17 protein-coding genes and 1 pseudogene are annotated in these 16,339 nt (G+C 71.0%); 9 read left to right on the top strand and 9 right to left on the bottom strand.

The window, feature by feature from the left end:
• Positions 1-11 precede the first annotated feature (11 nt).
• Positions 12-1,178: an Ig-like domain-containing protein gene (locus ACH4U7_RS06080; protein WP_398526787.1), complete on the top strand. Its 1,167-nt coding sequence runs from the start codon at positions 12-14 to the stop codon at positions 1,176-1,178.
• Positions 1,179-1,254: 76 nt separating this feature from the next.
• Here the strand turns inward: ACH4U7_RS06080 and glnA are convergent, their stop codons facing one another.
• Positions 1,255-2,664, bottom strand: coding sequence for a type I glutamate--ammonia ligase (gene glnA, locus ACH4U7_RS06075; protein WP_385622477.1), 1,410 nt, complete (start codon positions 2,662-2,664; stop codon positions 1,255-1,257).
• 230 nt (positions 2,665-2,894) lie between these two features.
• Here glnA and ACH4U7_RS06070 point away from each other — a divergent pair, with 230 nt between their 5' ends.
• A complete protein-coding gene (locus ACH4U7_RS06070) occupies positions 2,895-3,362 on the top strand; it encodes an RDD family protein (protein WP_385622474.1) in 468 nt (155 codons plus the stop codon).
• A 124-nt stretch (positions 3,363-3,486) separates the two neighbouring features.
• Here the strand turns inward: ACH4U7_RS06070 and ACH4U7_RS06065 are convergent, their stop codons facing one another.
• The 4 genes from ACH4U7_RS06065 to lipB form a co-directional block, all read right to left on the bottom strand.
• The gene (locus ACH4U7_RS06065; protein WP_398526786.1) at positions 3,487-4,167 is read right to left on the bottom strand and encodes a DUF4191 domain-containing protein; all 681 of its coding nucleotides are present in this window, start codon (positions 4,165-4,167) and stop codon (positions 3,487-3,489) included.
• A 10-nt stretch (positions 4,168-4,177) separates the two neighbouring features.
• On the bottom strand, positions 4,178-4,378 hold the full coding sequence (locus tag ACH4U7_RS06060) for a hypothetical protein (protein WP_089506213.1): 201 nt from the start codon (positions 4,376-4,378) through the stop codon (positions 4,178-4,180).
• 213 nt (positions 4,379-4,591) lie between these two features.
• Positions 4,592-5,542: a lipoyl synthase gene (gene lipA / locus ACH4U7_RS06055; protein WP_089506214.1), complete on the bottom strand. Its 951-nt coding sequence runs from the start codon at positions 5,540-5,542 to the stop codon at positions 4,592-4,594.
• A 139-nt stretch (positions 5,543-5,681) separates the two neighbouring features.
• On the bottom strand, positions 5,682-6,464 hold the full coding sequence (lipB, locus tag ACH4U7_RS06050; protein WP_398526785.1) for a lipoyl(octanoyl) transferase LipB: 783 nt from the start codon (positions 6,462-6,464) through the stop codon (positions 5,682-5,684).
• 228 nt (positions 6,465-6,692) lie between these two features.
• On the opposite strand from lipB, the gene ACH4U7_RS06045 reads away from it, so the two are divergent.
• Together ACH4U7_RS06045 and ACH4U7_RS06040 are read left to right on the top strand one after the other, a co-directional pair.
• Positions 6,693-8,183, top strand: a complete 1,491-nt coding sequence (locus ACH4U7_RS06045; protein WP_398526784.1) for a regulator — start codon at positions 6,693-6,695, stop codon at positions 8,181-8,183.
• 249 nt (positions 8,184-8,432) lie between these two features.
• Positions 8,433-8,705, top strand: a pseudogene (locus ACH4U7_RS06040) (DUF4158 domain-containing protein); the annotation flags it as partial.
• Between the two features lie 132 nt (positions 8,706-8,837).
• Here the strand turns inward: ACH4U7_RS06040 and ACH4U7_RS06035 are convergent.
• Positions 8,838-9,416 carry a TetR/AcrR family transcriptional regulator gene (locus tag ACH4U7_RS06035; RefSeq protein ID WP_398526783.1) on the bottom strand — a complete coding sequence of 193 codons (579 nt, stop codon included), beginning with the start codon at positions 9,414-9,416 and terminating at the stop codon, positions 8,838-8,840.
• A gap of 81 nt (positions 9,417-9,497) precedes the next feature.
• On the opposite strand from ACH4U7_RS06035, the gene ACH4U7_RS06030 reads away from it, so the two are divergent.
• The 3 genes from ACH4U7_RS06030 (at position 9,498) to ACH4U7_RS06020 (ending at position 11,125) form a co-directional block, all read left to right on the top strand.
• Positions 9,498-10,271, top strand: coding sequence for an SDR family oxidoreductase (locus ACH4U7_RS06030; protein ID WP_351365111.1), 774 nt, complete (start codon positions 9,498-9,500; stop codon positions 10,269-10,271).
• 32 nt (positions 10,272-10,303) lie between these two features.
• A complete protein-coding gene (locus tag ACH4U7_RS06025) occupies positions 10,304-10,672 on the top strand; it encodes a VOC family protein (protein ID WP_398526782.1) in 369 nt (122 codons plus the stop codon).
• 102 nt (positions 10,673-10,774) lie between these two features.
• A complete protein-coding gene (locus tag ACH4U7_RS06020) occupies positions 10,775-11,125 on the top strand; it encodes a hypothetical protein (RefSeq protein ID WP_398526781.1) in 351 nt (116 codons plus the stop codon).
• A 433-nt stretch (positions 11,126-11,558) separates the two neighbouring features.
• Here the strand turns inward: ACH4U7_RS06020 and ACH4U7_RS06015 are convergent, their stop codons facing one another.
• Together ACH4U7_RS06015 and ACH4U7_RS06010 are read right to left on the bottom strand one after the other, a co-directional pair.
• Complete coding sequence (locus tag ACH4U7_RS06015) at positions 11,559-12,995, bottom strand: NAD(P)/FAD-dependent oxidoreductase (RefSeq protein WP_398526780.1); 1,437 nt, start codon at positions 12,993-12,995, stop codon at positions 11,559-11,561.
• Between the two features lie 196 nt (positions 12,996-13,191).
• A complete protein-coding gene (locus tag ACH4U7_RS06010; protein WP_398526779.1) occupies positions 13,192-14,103 on the bottom strand; it encodes a TIGR01777 family oxidoreductase in 912 nt (303 codons plus the stop codon).
• A gap of 132 nt (positions 14,104-14,235) precedes the next feature.
• On the opposite strand from ACH4U7_RS06010, the gene ACH4U7_RS06005 reads away from it, so the two are divergent.
• The gene (locus ACH4U7_RS06005) at positions 14,236-14,721 is read left to right on the top strand and encodes a GNAT family N-acetyltransferase (RefSeq protein WP_398526778.1); all 486 of its coding nucleotides are present in this window, start codon (positions 14,236-14,238) and stop codon (positions 14,719-14,721) included.
• A 25-nt stretch (positions 14,722-14,746) separates the two neighbouring features.
• Here the strand turns inward: ACH4U7_RS06005 and ACH4U7_RS06000 are convergent, their stop codons facing one another.
• The gene (locus tag ACH4U7_RS06000; protein WP_398527007.1) at positions 14,747-15,265 is read right to left on the bottom strand and encodes a DUF4240 domain-containing protein; all 519 of its coding nucleotides are present in this window, start codon (positions 15,263-15,265) and stop codon (positions 14,747-14,749) included.
• 152 nt (positions 15,266-15,417) lie between these two features.
• Here ACH4U7_RS06000 and ACH4U7_RS05995 point away from each other — a divergent pair, with 152 nt between their 5' ends.
• The gene (locus tag ACH4U7_RS05995; protein WP_398526777.1) at positions 15,418-16,338 is read left to right on the top strand and encodes an SDR family oxidoreductase; all 921 of its coding nucleotides are present in this window, start codon (positions 15,418-15,420) and stop codon (positions 16,336-16,338) included.
• Position 16,339 lies beyond the last annotated feature (1 nt).

The following is a 16,339-nucleotide window of genomic DNA, read 5'->3' as shown; positions in this document are numbered from 1 at the left end:
CGATTACCCTGGTGACCGTATCGCCGAATCCGGTGGTCGTCGGCCAGTCCTTCACCGTCACCGCCACCGTGATCCCGCTCGGAGTCGGGACCCCCACAGGCACCGTGAACATCTCCATTCCTGGAGCAACCCCTTCCTCCGCGAACCCGTCGCTGGTGGGCGGCACGGCCTCGGCGACATTCACCGCCACGAGCGCCGGTGTTCTCACGGTCACCGCCGCCTACTCCGGCGACGCCAACTTCACGGGCTCCACCGGCTTCAACGCCGTGGCCGTCATCCAGGGCACGACGACCACCTTGGTGGTCTCGGCGCCGGACCCGTCCAACCTGGGGCAGAACGTGGCGATCACCGCCACGGTCACGCCGGTCGCCCCCGCAATGGGTACGCCGACCGGCACGGTCACCTTCGTCGTCACCGGCTCCGGAGGGGGAACGTTCACCCAGCCGGTGTCGGGTAACCAGGCCACGATCAATCTCAGCAGCCTGGGGGTCGGCTCGCACGCGATCACCGCGATCTACAGCGGCGACACGAACTTCCTGCCGTCCGCCGGATCCGACACCCAGACGGTGAACGCCGGGCCGGCGGCCACGACGACGACTCTGAGTTCTTCGGCGAATCCGTCGGTGTTCGGGCAGAACGTGACGTTCACCGCCACGGTCACCACGAACCCGCCCGCGACGGGCACGCCGACCGGCACGGTCGTCTTCACCATCGACGGCAACCCCACCGGCCCCGTGACCTTGGTGAGCGGCCAGGCGACCTTCTCCACCAGCACCCTCGCAGTCGGCACGCACACCGTGAGCGCCGCCTACACATCCAACGCACCGAGCACCTTCGCCAATTCGTCGACGACGACCCCCCTCACACAGACGGTGAGCCAGGCGGCCACCACGACCACGGGCACTGCCCACCAGTCGGCCGCCGGTCAGCCCGTCTCCTTCATCGCCTTCGTGCAACCCGTGCCCCCGGGGTCGGGAACCCGCACGGGACCGGTCAACTTCGTCCTCACCCAGGGCGTGACCACTGTGTTCAGCGGCTCCGCGAACGTGGACGCCAACGGCTTCGCCTTCCTCACGGACGGCACCCAGCCGGCCGGCAGCTACACGCTCACGAGCACCTACGCGGGAGACACCAACTTCAGCGGGTCGAGTGACACCAGGACTGTCACCATCGCGTGAGCGCAAAGCACTGAGCCTCGCCACCGCCCGACGGGCGGTGGCGAGGCTCAGCCGAGTCCAGGGGACGCCGGTCGGATCACACGTCGAAGTAGAGCTCGAACTCGTGCGGGTGCGGACGCAGCTGCAGCGGAGCGATCTCGTTGGTGCGCTTGTAGTCGATCCAGGTCTCGATCAGGTCCGAGGTGAAGACATCGCCCTGGAGCAGGAACTCGTGGTCGGCCTCGAGGGAGTCGAGAACGGCCGGGAGCGAGGTCGGGACCTGCGGGACGCCCGCGTGCTCCTCGGGGGCGAGCTCGTAGAGGTCCTTGTCGATCGGCTCGGCCGGCTCGATCTTGTTCTTGATGCCGTCCAGACCCGCGAGGAGGAGGGCGGAGAAGGCCAGGTACGGGTTGCCGGAGGAGTCCGGGGCGCGGAACTCGACGCGCTTGGCCTTCGGGTTGGAGCCGGTGATCGGGATACGCATCGCGGCGGAGCGGTTGCGCTGCGAGTACACCAGGTTGACCGGGGCCTCGAAGCCCGGGACCAGACGGTGGTAGGAGTTCACCGTCGGGTTGGTGAAGGCCAGCAGCGACGGGGCGTGCTTGAGGATGCCGCCGATGTAGTAGCGGGCCATGTCGGACAGGCCCGCGTAGCCCTGCTCGTCGTAGAAGAGGGGCTCGCCACCCAGCCACAGGGACTGGTGGACGTGCATGCCCGAGCCGTTGTCACCGAAGATCGGCTTCGGCATGAAGGTCGCGGTCTTGCCGTTCTTCCACGCGACGTTCTTGACGATGTACTTGAACAGCTGCAGGTCATCGGCAGCGGCAAGCAGCGTGTTGAACTTGTAGTTGATCTCGGCCTGGCCGGCGGTGCCCACCTCGTGGTGCTGGCGCTCGACCTGGAGACCGGACTTGTTCAGCTCGAGGCTGATCTCGGCGCGCAGATCGGCGAAGTGGTCGACCGGCGGGGTCGGGAAGTAGCCGCCCTTGTAGCGGACCTTGTAGCCGCGGTTGTCCTCCAGCGCACCGGTGTTCCAGGCGCCCGCCTCGGAGTCGATGTGGTAGAACGCCTCGTTCGACTTGGTCTCGAAGCGGACGCTGTCGAACACGTAGAACTCGGCCTCGGGGCCGAAGTACGCGGTGTCGGCGATACCGGTGGAGGCGAGGTAGGCCTCGGCCTTCTTGGCGATGTTCCGCGGGTCACGGCTGTACTGCTCGCCCGTGATCGGGTCGTGGATGAAGAAGTTGATGTTGAGCGTCTTGTCCCGCCGGAACGGGTCGACACGGGCCGTCGACAGGTCCGCACGCAGGGCCATGTCCGACTCGTGGATCGCCTGGAAACCGCGGATCGACGAGCCGTCGAAGGCGAGCTCCTCGTGCGGGTCGAACGCCTCCGCCGGTACGGTGAAGTGCTGCATGACGCCGGGAAGGTCACAGAACCGGACGTCTACGAACTTGACGTCCTCGTCCGAGATGAACTTCCGAGCGTCGTCGGCGTTCTGGAACATCCAACTCCTCCTAGCCCGGCCGCGGGGGACGGGGATTTGTTCGGTCGCGCGGCTCATGTGCGGCTGGCGCGCTGGGGCCGACCATAGGCAGACGGGATTTCCCAAGCATGACCCATTTGTTTCACCCAGGTTAACCGGCATACGTCTCGTGCGCGTGGGGCATGTGAGGCCGGGGCCCGGTCCGGGGCCCGGTCCGTAGGGACCGTATGCCATCGCAGTACCGTGGTCGCGTGGATAAGAGGCAAGCAATCGGATCATGGCTCTCCGGGCCGCGCGCGGCCGCCGAGGACATGGGCGTCGAGCTGGGCTACCGGGGCGAGGCACTGGGGCTGCCCGAGAGCGGGCCGGGCTCCATCGCACCCATCGGACGCCGCCTCGGGGCGCTGCTCATCGACTGGGGACTGTGCCTGCTCGTCTCCTACGCGCTGCTGTCCGGCGGCAAGGCGCAGGCCACGGGCAACTGGGCGCTGGCCGTCTTCTTCGTACTGAGCGTGCTCACCGTCGGCACGGTCGGCTGCACTCCCGGAAAGCTGCTGCTGAAGCTGCGCGTGATCTCCGCCAGCGGCGGGCGGCTGAGCCTGCCGCGGGTGGTGCTGCGCAGCGTGCTGCTGCTGATCGTGATCCCCGCGGTGGTCTGGGACCGGGACACCCGCGGTCTGCACGACCGGTTCGCGAACTCGGTGCAGATCCAGGTCTGAGGTGGTCATGCGGCCGGTGCTCGTACGACTGGGCTGAAACGACTGCTGAGACGACTGGGGCGGCCCGGAATCTCGATTCCGGGCCGCCCCAGTCGTATGCGGTCCTGTTGTGCTGGTACGGGGCTCAGCGGCCCTTCGGCATCCGCATCCCCTTGGGCATCGGGCCCTTGGGGATCGGCATGTTGCTCATCAGATCGCCCAGCGCCCGCAGCCGGTCGTTGACCGCGGTCACCTGGCCGCCGGGCAGCACCCGCGGCAGCTTCAGCAGCTTGGTGCGCAGCTTCTTGATCGGCACCTGGTCCTCGCCGGTGCCCACGATCACATCGTGCACCGGCACATCCGCGACGATGCGCGCCATCCGCTTCTTCTCCGCGGCCAGCATGGACTTCAGCCGGTTCGGGTTGCCCTCCGCGACCAGCACGATGCCCGCCTTGCCGACGGCCCGGTGGATCACGTCCTGGTTGCGGTTCATCGCCACCGCGGGCGTCACCGACCAGCCACGGCCCACGTTCTCCAGCACCGCCGCCGCCGCGCCCGGCTGTCCTTCCATCTGTCCGAAGGCCGCTCGCTCGGCACGGCGGCCGAAAACGATCGCCATCGCGAGGAAGGCCAGGACGAAGCCCAGGATGCCCAGGAAGATCGGGTGGTCGATCCAGAAGCCGATCGCGAGGAAGACACCGAACGTGACGATTCCCACCGCGGCGACGACAAGACCGACCTTCGAGTCGACCTTCTTGGTCATCTTGTAGGTCAGGGCGATCTGCTTCAGCCGCCCGGGGTTCTCGGAATTTTCCTTCCTCGCCATACAGCGAAGTTTACGTGGCCTGGGAAGCCCCGGTGGACACGGCCTCCAGCACGTGCTCGGCCTCGTGACGATCCTTCGCGCGGCGCCGGTCCTCCAGGACCGCGGTCCAGGCGTTACGGCGGGCGGTGCGCTGCCCGCCGCCCAGCAGCAGCCCCTCCAGAACGAGCAGTGCGTCGGTGACGGACGGCGGGCGTACGGGCGCGGCCGACATGGGTCCCCCTCGGGAGCAGCGGATGATCAGAGCCCACACACGGAGCGTTGTGTGGCTTAATCGTTACCCAAAGGTGTTACCAGCGCGTGACCGGCCGGTCAAACACCGATGAAGCCTTGAAATGCCGCTGCTCTCGCTCTGACCAGCGGCATTGTCCAAGGTGCGAGCGTGCGTGTGCCCGTACTCACATAGCGTATTGGTCACATCCGGTGGTCATACCGCCTGAGCGGCCACCACGGCACCGCGCTTTTCGACCGCCTGCTGGTAGAGCCGGCCCGCGCGGTACGAGGAGCGGACGAGCGGACCGGACATGACACCGGCGTAGCCGATCTCCTCCGCCTCCTCCTTCAACTCCACGAACTCCTGGGGCTTGACCCAGCGGTCCACCGGGTGGTGCCGGACACTCGGCCGCAGATACTGCGTGATCGTGATCAGCTCGCATCCCGCGTCGTACAGGTCCTGGAGCGCCTGGCTGATTTCCGCCCGCTCCTCGCCCATGCCCAGGATCAGATTGGACTTGGTGACCAGACCCGCCTCACGCGCCTTGGTGATCACCTCGAGCGAGCGCTCATAGCGGAAGCCGGGGCGGATGCGCTTGAAGATCCGCGGGACGGTCTCCACATTGTGCGCCAGCACCTCGGGGCGGGCGGAGAAGACCTCGGCAAGCTGCTCGGGCACCGCGTTGAAGTCCGGGATCAGCAGCTCGACGCCGGTGTCCGGCATCAGCGAGTGGATCTGGCGGACCGTCTCGGCGTACAGCCAGGCGCCGCCGTCCTCGAGGTCGTCGCGCGCGACACCGGTGACCGTCGCGTACTTCAGCTCCATGGACTGGACCGACTCGGCGACCCGGCGCGGCTCGTCCCGGTCCAGGGCCTGCGGCTTACCGGTGTCGATCTGGCAGAAGTCACAGCGCCGGGTGCACTGGTCGCCGCCGATCAGGAAGGTCGCCTCGCGGTCTTCCCAGCATTCGTAGATGTTCGGACAGCCCGCCTCCTGACACACGGTGTGCAGGCCCTCGCGCTTCACCAGGCCCTGCAGCTCGGTGTACTCGGGACCCATCTTCGCGCGGGTCTTGATCCACTCGGGCTTGCGCTCGATGGGCGTCTGGCTGTTCCGGACCTCAAGGCGCAGCATTTTGCGTCCGTCGGGTGCGACTGCGGACACGTCCGGCACTCCTTAGTGCTTGTCAGTGCTTGGAGAGGCATCGAATCTTTGGTGAACCCCAGCGTACGCCCGTCATTCGTACGCCCTTACGCCCAGGGACCCCGTCAGAGAATGGAATGGCCTCGGCGCGGGGCAGCGGTCAGACGGCGCGCGGCAGCGGTACGGCGGACTCCATGACGGTCCGCAGATGCTTCTCGATCACCGGAACCACCTCCGTCACGGAGATATCGCGGCCCAGCTCCTCCGAGAGCGAGGTCACCCCCGCGTCGCGGATCCCGCACGGCACGATCCGGTCGAACCAGGTGGTGTCGGGGTTGCAGTTCAGCGAGAAGCCGTGCATCGTCACGCCCTTGGCGACCCGCACCCCGATCTGGGCGAGCTTGCGGTCCTCGCGGCGCTGCCCGGCGTTGGACGGGGCGTACTCCGGGCCGTTCAGCCGCGGGTCGAACTCCTCGTCGGCCACGCGCGGATCGAAGTCCAGGTTCAGCCCGCCCAGCGCGCGGCGCTCCTCCAGCGGATCGCCCAGCACCCACACCCCGCTGCGGCCCTCGACCCGGGTGGCCTCCAGGCCGAACTCCGCACAGGTCAGCAGCAGGGCCTCCTCCAGACGCCGTACATGCGCGACGACGTCCACCGGACGCGGCAGCTTGAGGATCGGATAGCCGACGAGCTGCCCCGGGCCATGCCAGGTGATCTTGCCGCCACGGTCCACGTCCACGACCGGAGTGCCATCCAGGGGGCGCTCGTCGTCCGCCGTGCGCCGGCCCGCCGTGTAGACCGGCGGGTGCTCCAGCAGCAGACAGGTGTCCGGCGCCTCATCGGCGAACCGAGCGGCGTGCACCCGCCTCTGCTCCTGCCATGCCTCCTGGTACTCGACGGCGTCCGCCCCGAACCCCAGATGGACAAAGCGCAGCTCACTCACGGCGGCAATCCCTTCGGACCTCGTACAGCGCTCCGGCGCCCGACTCCGGGCGCCTCAGCCACTGTACGTCCGGCGAATCCGGCCCCCGCATCCGGATCGTTCTCACCCGACGCTTCACCCGACCCCTCACACGATCGGATGAATGCAGGGCGACCGAGACGATCAGTGCCTCATCGGCGGCTACTTTCGGGCCGTTTCCACGAAGCGATCAGGGAGACCGGCAGGCTGATGACGGAACGACCCCCGCAGCGCATTCCCAACCGTCAGCTCGCCGCGCTCATCGCGGAGGCTGGCTTCTCCAACGCCGGGCTCGCCCGGCGGGTCGACCAGCTCGGCCTCGAGCACGGACTGGACCTGCGGTACGACAAAACATCGGTGACCCGCTGGCTGCGCGGACAGCAGCCGCGCGGCACCACCCCGGCGCTGATCGCCGAGGTCTTCACCCGGCGCCTGGGGCGCCGACTCACCGCCCAGGACCTGGGCCTCGACGCGTGCGCCCCGGTCTACGCCGGGCTGGAGTTCGCCGCCACCCCGCAGGAGGCGGTGGACATCGTCAGTGGGCTGTGGCGCAAGGACTCCGGCAGCCAGGCCGAACTGCGCAAGATCGCCTTCACCCCGGCCGGTCTTGTGGTCCCCAGCCGCGACTGGCTGATCGGGCGACCCGACGACAAGGTGGCGCGCGGCGAGCCGCCGACGGCAGCCGCCGCCGCGGGCCTACCGGGGCCCCGGGTGGCCGCCCGCGCCCCCGGCCCGGCGGCCGGCCGGGCGCCGCTGCCCCGGCAGCGGCAGGCGGACCGGTCCCAGCGCGGGCCCGGCTACCGGGTCACCGCCGGGGACATCGCCGCACTGCGGTCGGTGGGCGAACTGTTCCGGTCGCTGGACCAGACGTACGGCGGCGGACACGCGCGACAGGCCCTGGTGCGCTATCTGGAACACGAGGGCGAACCCATGCTGCGCGGCACCTACGGAGAGGCGACCGGGCGGCGGCTCTTCGCGGCGATCGCCGATCTGACCCGGCTGGCGGGCTGGACGTCGTACGACATCGCCGCCCACGGCCTGGCCCAGCGCTACTTCGTCCAGGCGCTGCGGCTCGCACAGGCGGCCGGGGACCGGCCGTACGGCAGCTATGTGCTGGTCACGATGAGTCGCCAGGCCGTCTACCTGGGCCACGGACGGGAAGCCGTCCAGCTGGCCCGGGTGGCTCAGCAGGGCATGGGCGCCGGCGCCCCGCCCGCCCTGCAGTCCCTGCTGCATGCCGTGGAGGCCCGGGGCCACGCCGTGCTCGGCGAGGTCCGGGCCTGCACCGCCTCGCTGGCGCGCGCCGAGCGCGCGCTGGAGACGTCCCGGCCCGCGGACGACGTGCCCTACTGGGCGCGGTTCTTCGACGAGGCGCAGCTGGCCGACGAGTTCGGACACTGCCACCGCGATCTCCAGCAGTACCGCGCCGCCGCCCAGCACGCCGAGCGCTCGCTCCAGCTGCGCGGCAAGGCGTTCGCGCGCAGCAGGCTGTTCTGCCGCGTGGTGCTGGCGACGGCCCGGCTGGGCCTCGGCGAACTGGAGCAGGCCTGCGCGCTGGGCGCGGAGGCGGCGCAGCAGGCGGCCGAGATGCGGTCGGCGCGGGCCATGGACTACGTACGCGACTTCGAGCGGCGGCTGGAGCCGTACCGGGACGCGGCGGCGGTACGGGGGTATCGGGACCGGGTGGCGGCGCTGGGGTAGACCGGAGACGGGGCGCGGGCCGGCCGCGTCCGACCTCGTGAGGTCCGCGCCCGGGGCTCGGGCGTGGACCTCACGGAGACTTCGGCCAGGGCGCGGGCGGCGGGACAGCGGTATGCCGGCCCCGGGGATCAATCGAACCGTGGTTGGCGCTGAGATTGATCACGGCCGTCCAGCACAACTTCGGGATGCGGGGTCAGGTTGCTCCGGAAGCCCAGTGGGCCCGGATGATGGGTGGCTACCGTCCGCCGGGTGCCGGTGGAATTTCTGACCGATGAGCAAGCGGCGGCGTACGGACGATTCGTGGAGGAGCCGACGCGGCCGGAGCTGGAGCGGTTCTTCTTCCTGGACGACGTGGACCGGGAGCTGATCGCGTCGCGCCGCACGACGGCGCACCAGTTGGGGTTCGCGGTGCAGATGTGCACCGTCCGGTACGTCGGCCGGTTCCTGGTGGACGACCCGCTGGACGTGCCGTGGTCGGTCGTCGAGCATCTGACCGCGCAGTTGCAGATCGAGGACGCGTCGGTGTCCCGGCCGCCGGCGCCCTGCGCCCGCTGCGCGATCCTGACTCGCCGGAGCTGGACGAGGACGACGGCGGGAGCGGTCAGGAGTGACGGGCAGGACCTGGCCGGCGGCGCACGGCGCGCGGCCCCCGACTCAGGGTGACTGCGGGGCGCCGTGTCGCAGGCCGTCGAAGAGGAGGGCGGTGATCTGCCGGGCCTCGACCAACCAGCCCTCCGTGGCGCGCATTCCGCAGATGCCGCCCAGGGCGCGCAACAGGGTGGAGCCTGTGACGTCGTCGCGGACGGTGCCGGCCGCGCTGCCGGCTTCGAGCAGCAGGGAGAGGGCGTTGGCCATACGGGTGCGTGCGTCGTCGAAGACCGGTGAGTCCGTCGCCATGATGCTTTCCAGCACACTGGACATCCCCTTGCCCACCGCCGCGTGGTCCACGAGCAGCAGCAGGAAGCGCCGCAGCGCCTCCTCCGGGGCGTGTTGGTCCAGCAGGACGCCGGGCGCGGCGCACAGGTCGTCGACCTCTTTGCGGTAGACCTCCTCGATCAGCGCTTCGCGGGTTTCGAAGTGGCGGTAGAGCGTTCCGACGGCGACGCCGGCGCTGCGGGCGATGTCCTCGACGTGCGCGTCGGTGTCGCCGCCGAGGAACGCCTGGCGGGCCGCGGACAGCAGTGCCTCGCGGTTGCGTCGCGCGTCGGCGCGCAGCGGGCGTGATGTCGGCAAGAGAACCTCCATAAGGTGAGTCCGGTTCCGTTTGCGTGTACCGTTTCCGGAGTCAGGTTCATCTTACGGAGGAGAGACCCCATGCCCATCACGGACAACAGCCTCGACGGCCTTCGGGTACTGGTCACCGGCGGCAGCCGGGGCCTGGGCGCGGCGACCGTGCGCCGCTTCGTCGCCGCGGGCGCGACCGTGCTGACGGCCTCCCGCAGCCGGCCCGAGGAGGACAGCGGTGCCACATTCCTCGCGGCGGACCTCTCCACGCAGCAGGGTGTGGCCGAACTCGGCCGCCGCGTCGTCGAGCAGGTGGGCGGCGTGGACGTGCTCGTGAACAACGCGGGCGCGGCGAGCGCCCCGGCGCCGACCCTGAGCCGGTCGGACGAATCCTGGCAGGCGGACCTGGAGATGAACCTCCTCAGCGCCGTGCGCCTGGACCGGGCCCTGGTGCCGGGAATGGTTGAGCGGGGCTCCGGCGTCGTCGTGCACGTCTCCTCGATCGCCAGCCAACTGCCTCAGCGCACCGAGGCGTCCTACGCCGCCGCCAAGGCCGCGCTCAACACCTACAGCCGCGAACTGGCCACCGAGGTCGGCGAGCACGGGGTGCGCGTGGTCTGCGTCCTTCCCGGCTTTGTCGTCACCGACGGTGCCACCGCCCACCTGAAACACATGGCCGAGAAGCAGGGCATCACCACCGAAGAGGTCACGCAGCAGATCGTGGACCACCTGAAGGTCCCCATGGGCCGCCCCGGAGATCCCGAGGACGTCGCCGAGATGATCGCCTTCCTCGCCTCCGGCCGCGCGAAATGGCTCACCGGAGCACAGTTCCGCGTCGACGGCGGCATCATCCCGACCGTCTGAGCAACCACCGACAGCACGAACAGGACACCCCCATGCCCATCACCCTGACCTCCGTGATCATCGACGCCGCCGACATCGAGAAGGAGAGCTCCTTCTGGCACCGGCTGCTCGGCGGCTCCGTCACCCCCACGCCGACCCACCACTTCGTTCAGGCTCCCGGCCTCCCGGTGATCGTCGTCCAGTCCGCCCCCGGACACACCGCCCCGAACTGGCCGGACGGCACCTCCCAGCAGATGCACCTCGACTTCGGCGTCGACGCCCTCGCAACCGCCGACCGCACGGCCACCGACGCCGGCGCCACCCGACTGCGGCCCACCGACGAGATCACCCCGGAAACCCGCACCGGTAGCCGCGTCTACGCCAGCCCGGCCGGACACCCCTTCTGCCTGCGCTCGACCTGAGCCGGTCGCCGTCCACCGAGCCGGGGCACCTCCAGCCGCCTCCACCCCCTCCAGCGCCCGAAGTTCCGCGGACTGCGCATCCACGACGGCGCGTTCTCCGCGATGGACCCCTCCGCCCGCCACCCGCGCACCGGTGAGCTGCTGTCCACCGTGAAGTTCATGGTGCAGACCCTCGCCGCCGCCCGCGACCACGGCGTCAGCCGCGGCGCCATCCGCACGGCCGTCTCCGACCTCATGCCCGACCACACCGCCATCGAGCAAGACACCCTCCCCCCGGAGCTGCCGGTCACCCTCGACATGCCGGGCAAGGTCGCCGGCTTTCTCCGCACCACGGAGCTGGAGCCCGCCGAGCGGGACGCGCTCGACCAGGGCGTGACCGTACGGCGCGGCCAGGGCTACACCTTGCGCATCACCACCGCGCCCGCGGTCCACCGCCAACCACGGTTCGATTGATCCCCGGGGCCGTATGCCGAGTGCGGCGAGCGCTCCGGTGCGCGAAGGTGGCGAGAAGGGCCGTACGGTCGCGCCCCCGTGGTCGTGCGCCGCGCCGATCAGCGCCCCGCCCACCCCGCTGATCACGGCGGTGGCCAGGGTCTGTGCGAGCTGCAGCCCGGCGCTGACCTCGCCCTCGAGGCCGCACCGCCTGGCCTGCGGGGTGGAGCCCGCGACCCGGGTGAGGGCGCCGGCCGACAGCCCGACGCGACGACGGCGGCCGCCCTGCGGCGGGGGATCGAGCGCGGCGACATCCGGAAGGACGCCGACGTCGATCTGCTGCTGGACATGCTGGCGGCCACCACGTATTGCCGCGGCGGGCAGGGCACGTCTGAGGCTTGGGCGCGGGGCGGCGGGTGGCCCGCCGCCCCGCAGGTCCTCCGGGCGTGGCGGGTCAGGCCGCCGCCGCGTCCGGGGCTGTGGGCTCGGCGCCGGGGAGGGCGCCGAGGTCATGGAGGATCGCTCGGGCGGCGCGGCGGCCGGAGACGAGGGCTCCCTGCACGGTGCTGGAGTCGCGGTGGTCCCCGCATACGTACAGGCCGGACAGCAGCCGGACCGGGCGCCGCAGGTCGTGCGGGGCGGGCATGGCGGGGACCGCGTACGGGTCGTGGTGGGCGGCCAGCAGCTCCCAGTGGGCGGTGGAGGTGCCGTAGACCGCGGCGAGTTGGGCCCGGGCGGCCCGGTCGAGTTCGGCGGTCGGCAGGGCCGCGGCGGCGCCGAGGACCGTAGAGGTGATCAGGACCCGGCCGGGCGGGGTGCGCGACGGGTCGACCTCGCTGGCGACGGCGGTGTGGGCCACCGGGCCGTGGTCCCCGGCGGTGAGCACCAGCGCGGGCTCGCGCAGCGGCGAACTGTCCGCGGTGTGGTGCAACACGGTGACCGGGTGGAAGGACGGCAGCCGCAGCCCGGGGAGGAGGTCGGCCGCGGCGCGGGCGCCGGTGGCCACCAGGATCGAACGGCAGGCGATCTCGCCGTGCTCGGCGGTGGCCACGGCGGTCGTGGAGGCGGTCACGGCGCGTATGCCGGTGCGTACCGTACCCGGCGGCAGGGCCGCGGCCAGCAGCTCGGGGACGGCCGAGGCGCCGCCCGCGGGCAGGCACAGGCGGCCTCGCGCGTAGCCGCGCAGCACCAGGTCGGCGCAGCGGCTCGAGGTGGTCAACTCGGGGTCGCTGAGCAGCGAGACGAGCAGCGGGCGCAGAAAGCCCTCGACGGTACGGGCCGGCAGCCCACGCCCGGCCAGGGTCTCGGCGACGGGCCGGTCCGGGCGGGTGAGGAGGCGGTCGGCGGGCAGCGCGGCGAGCCTGCCGAGGGCGGCGCCTAGGCGGGCCTGGTCGAGTGCGCCGCCAAGGGGCGCACGGGCGGCGTTCGCAAGGGCGCGTGCGGTGGTCAGTGCGCCCCTCGTGCCCCGGCCGCTTGTGCCCCGGCCGTTCGTACCTCGCCCACTCGCCCCCCGCCCATTCGTTCCGCGCCCGTTCGTGCCCCGGCCGCCGGTTCCCCAACTGCCGGTTGCCCAGCCACCGGTGCCCGTGGCGCCGACCCGGTGGGTGCGGCCGTCGGCGCGTACCAGCACACCCGGGGAGAACGGGCGCAGCACCAGCCCGCCGAGCCCAGGGGTGCGCTGGAGCTCCGGGAAGGAGGTGTTGACCAGCTGCCCGCTGCGGTCCAGCCGGAAGCCGTCGGTCAGATCGGTGGCCATACGGCCGCCCACCTGGGGCGCGGCTTCCAGAACGCTGACCGTCACCCCCGCGCTGGTCAGCTGATGGGCCGCGGCCAGCCCCGCCAGTCCGGCTCCCACGATGACGACGTCCGTCCGGTGCGCGCTGGTGAGCACGTGCCCTCCCCGAGGTCTGTGCGTACGCTAAGGGGCCTGCTGCCCCCGACCGGCAGCCCGGATGCGTACATTCCGCAACTCGGGTTCCCTGGGCCGGTCATGACAGTACGGACAAAAATGGTCGATGCCAGACGCGCATCGACCGAGCATGGGCGCACAGCGGTCGCACGTTGCCCTGGGGTGGCGCTGAAATGGGCTAGTGGCGACCGGCGGCGCGCGCCGCCAGCGCGGCCCGCAGCGCCTGCTCGATCTCCGGGTGGGTGAAGGAGAACCCCGAGTCCAACAGCCGCCGCGGCACCGCCCGTACGCTGCCGAGCACATCGCTGGAGAGCTCGCCGAGCGCAAGCCGCAGCGCGGGCGCGGGGACGGACAGCAGCGTCGGCCGGCCCAGCACCCGGCCCATGGCGGCGGTCACCTCCCGGTTGGTGATCGGCTCGGGTGCGGTGAGGTTGACCGGGCCCACGAGCTCATCCGTGGCCAGGATGTGGCGCAGCGCGGCGATGTGGTCGTCCAGGGCGATAAAGCTCCAGTACTGGCGGCCGCTGCCCATCCGGCCGCCGAGGCCGAACCGGAACAGCGGAAAGAGCCGCCCCCAGGCCCCGCCCTCAGCGGCCACCACCAGCCCCGTGCGCGCGAACACGGTCCGTACGCCCGCCTCCTGGGCCGGCGCGGTCGCCTCCTCCCACTGCTGGCACAGGTCCGCGAGAAATCCGTCACCAGGGGGCGCGCTCTCGTCCACCACGCGCCCCCCGGTGTCGCCGTAGAAGCCGACCGCGCTGGCGCTCACCAGCACCCGGGGCGGAGCGTCGAGCGAGGCCACGGCCTCGGCGACGGCGGTCGTGCCGAGCACCCGGCTGTCCCGCAACTCCTTCTTGTACGCATCGGTCCAGCGGCGGGCGCCGATCCCCGCACCCGCGAGATGCACCACCGCCTCACAGCCCGCGAGCCCTTCCGAGTCCACCCACTGCCGCTGCGGATCCCACTGGACCTCGTCCCCCGCCCGGGGCGCGCGCCGCACCAGACGCACCACCTGGTGGCCGTCCGCGTGCAGGGAGCGGACGAGAGCCGTGCCGATGAGCCCGGACGAACCGGTGATCGCGATACGCATGGGGCCATCCTGCCCGCCATCGTGCACGGGATGTCGGAGGCAGGCGGTGAACGCGGGGCGAGGGCGGGCATGAGAGAGCGAGCCCGAAGGCGAACTCATGCGCGGTCGGGCCGACATGGCACAGTGGCCCACATGTCCGATCTGACCATCCGACCCGCCGCCCTCTCCGACGAAACGACGCTCGCCGACCTGGACCGGCGCACCTGGTCCCCGCTGCACTCCGTACAGCCGCCCCCGCACCCGAACGACCCCTTCTTCACCGACCGGAACCGGCCCGACCACCTGCTGATCGCCGAGGCCGACGGGCGGACGGCGGGCTTCATACGCCTCGTCGCGCCGACCCCGCTGGCCTGCAACACGCACGTACGCGCGATCCAGGGCCTGGCGGTGGACGACTGGGCGCGCGGCCGGGGCGTGGCGCGGGCGCTGCTCGGCGCGGCGTACGAGGAGGCCAGGCGCCAGGGGGCGGTCCGGATCACGCTGCGGGTGCTTGGACACAACGCCCCGGCGCGGCGGCTGTACGAGTCCGAGGGCTTCGCGGTGGAGGGTGTGTTGCCGGGGGAGTTCCTGCTGGAGGGGGAGTACGTGGACGACGTACTGATGGGCCGCGCTCTCTGAGCCCCTGCCCGCTGCCCTCGCTGAGTCAGCCGCGGAAGCGTTCCCACAGCCGGGGGAACCGCTCCGCCAGCGCCCCCTCGTCCGTCAAGTCGAGGACCGCGCCGACCGGTTCGGCCGACCGCGCCGGCAGGCCCAGGTCCGGCAGCACCGCGCCGGTCAGCTGCTCGTACGCCTCGTCCGCCGCGAAGCCCAGATCCTCGCAGTCCCCGTCCACCTGCTCGTCGAAGTCCTCCAGCAGCTCGGCGAGGTCGTCCGGCTCGTGCAGGGCGCCCTCGAACACGTCCCGGCCCTGGCCGATCAGCCAGTAGCGGAAGGCGTCGAAGGCATCGTCGCCCACATCCCCCAGCAGGAGTTGGGCCGCGCCCCACAGGTCCCAGCGGTAGGCGCGGTTGGAACGGGCCTCGAAGTGGCGGGCGAAGTCCAGAACGGCGTCCGGATCGAGCTGGGACAGCCGGTCGACGAGCAGGTCGGACTGGTCCTCGGGGTCGCCCTCGGCCGCATCCCGAGCGCTGTCGACCAGCTCCCAGAACTCCGTCTCGTCCATCACGGGACCAGCATCGGCCCTCGCGTGCGCCCGCGCACGCCGGAGCGGCCCGGAATGCAAGGCGACAGAGAAAAGACGACAGAAGATGGCGGGATTCACTGCGAAGGTCGGAGGCGTTCACACCACACCAGTCCGAGAAGGGACATACGTACGTGAGTACACAGGGCGCACTGGCGGGCAGGGTCGCACTCGTCGCGGGGGCGACACGCGGCGCGGGCCGGGCGATGGCCGTGGAGCTGGGGGCGGCGGGGGCCACCGTCTACGCGACCGGGCGCACCACGCGCGAGAAGGTCAGCGAGGTCGGGCGGACGACGGAGACCATCGAGGAGACGGCGGAGCTGGTCACGGCCGCGGGCGGCACGGGGATCGCGGTACCGGTCGACCATCTGGTGCCCGAGCAGGTGCGGGCGCTGGTGGAGCGGATCGAGGACGAGCAGGGGCGGCTGGACGTGCTCGTCAACGATGTGTGGGGAGGCGAGCACCTGGTCACCTTCGACAAGAAGACCTGGGAACTGGAGCTGGCGAACGGGCTGCGGATGCTCCGCCTCGGCGTCGAGACCCACCTCGTCACCAGCTACTACGCGCTGCCGCTGCTGATCCGGCAGCCGGGCGGGCTGGTGGTGGAGGTGACCGACGGCACGGCCGAATTCAACAAGACCTACCGCGAGAACCTTTTCTTCGACCTCACCAAGAACGCCCCCATCCGGACGGCCTTCGGGCTCGCCCAGGAACTGAAGGAGTTCGGCGGCACGGCGGTCTCCATCACCCCGGGCTTTCTCCGCTCCGAGCAGATGCTCGACCACTTCGGGGTGACCGAGGAGAACTGGCGCGACGCCGTCGCACGAGAGCCGCACTTCGCCATCGCCGAGACGCCGCACTTCGTCGGACGGGCGGTCGCGGCGCTCGCGGCGGACCCGGAGCGGGTGCGGTGGTCGGGCAAGTCGGTGTCCAGCGGGGAGCTGGCCAAGGAGTACGGCTTCACGGATGTGGATGGCTCGCGGCCGGATGCGTTCGGCTACTTCCGGGATGTGGTTTTCGGCGGGAAGGAAGGGACGGCAGAGGACTACCGGTAGA

Source organism: Streptomyces sp. NPDC020845 (assembly GCF_044334165.1).
Classification (GTDB): Bacteria; Actinomycetota; Actinomycetes; order Streptomycetales; family Streptomycetaceae; genus Streptomyces.
Note: the sequence above shows the minus strand (reverse complement) of the source record. Positions and strands in the feature narration are given on the sequence as shown.

What these genes read in the sequence shown, in the direction of transcription:
- ACH4U7_RS06030 (WP_351365111.1), top strand. Translation starts at nt 9,498, where the DNA reads ATGCCCATCACGGACAACAGCCTCGACGGCCTTCGGGTACTGGTCACC.
- ACH4U7_RS06045 (WP_398526784.1), top strand. Translation starts at nt 6,693, where the DNA reads ATGACGGAACGACCCCCGCAGCGCATTCCCAACCGTCAGCTCGCCGCG.
- ACH4U7_RS06020 (WP_398526781.1), top strand. Translation starts at nt 10,775, where the DNA reads ATGGACCCCTCCGCCCGCCACCCGCGCACCGGTGAGCTGCTGTCCACC.
- glnA (WP_385622477.1), bottom strand. Translation starts at nt 2,664, where the DNA reads ATGTTCCAGAACGCCGACGACGCTCGGAAGTTCATCTCGGACGAGGAC.
- ACH4U7_RS06060 (WP_089506213.1), bottom strand. Translation starts at nt 4,378, where the DNA reads ATGTCGGCCGCGCCCGTACGCCCGCCGTCCGTCACCGACGCACTGCTC.
- ACH4U7_RS06005 (WP_398526778.1), top strand. Translation starts at nt 14,236, where the DNA reads ATGTCCGATCTGACCATCCGACCCGCCGCCCTCTCCGACGAAACGACG.
- ACH4U7_RS06065 (WP_398526786.1), bottom strand. Translation starts at nt 4,167, where the DNA reads ATGGCGAGGAAGGAAAATTCCGAGAACCCCGGGCGGCTGAAGCAGATC.
- ACH4U7_RS06025 (WP_398526782.1), top strand. Translation starts at nt 10,304, where the DNA reads ATGCCCATCACCCTGACCTCCGTGATCATCGACGCCGCCGACATCGAG.
- ACH4U7_RS06000 (WP_398527007.1), bottom strand. Translation starts at nt 15,265, where the DNA reads ATGGACGAGACGGAGTTCTGGGAGCTGGTCGACAGCGCTCGGGATGCG.
- ACH4U7_RS06010 (WP_398526779.1), bottom strand. Translation starts at nt 14,103, where the DNA reads ATGCGTATCGCGATCACCGGTTCGTCCGGGCTCATCGGCACGGCTCTC.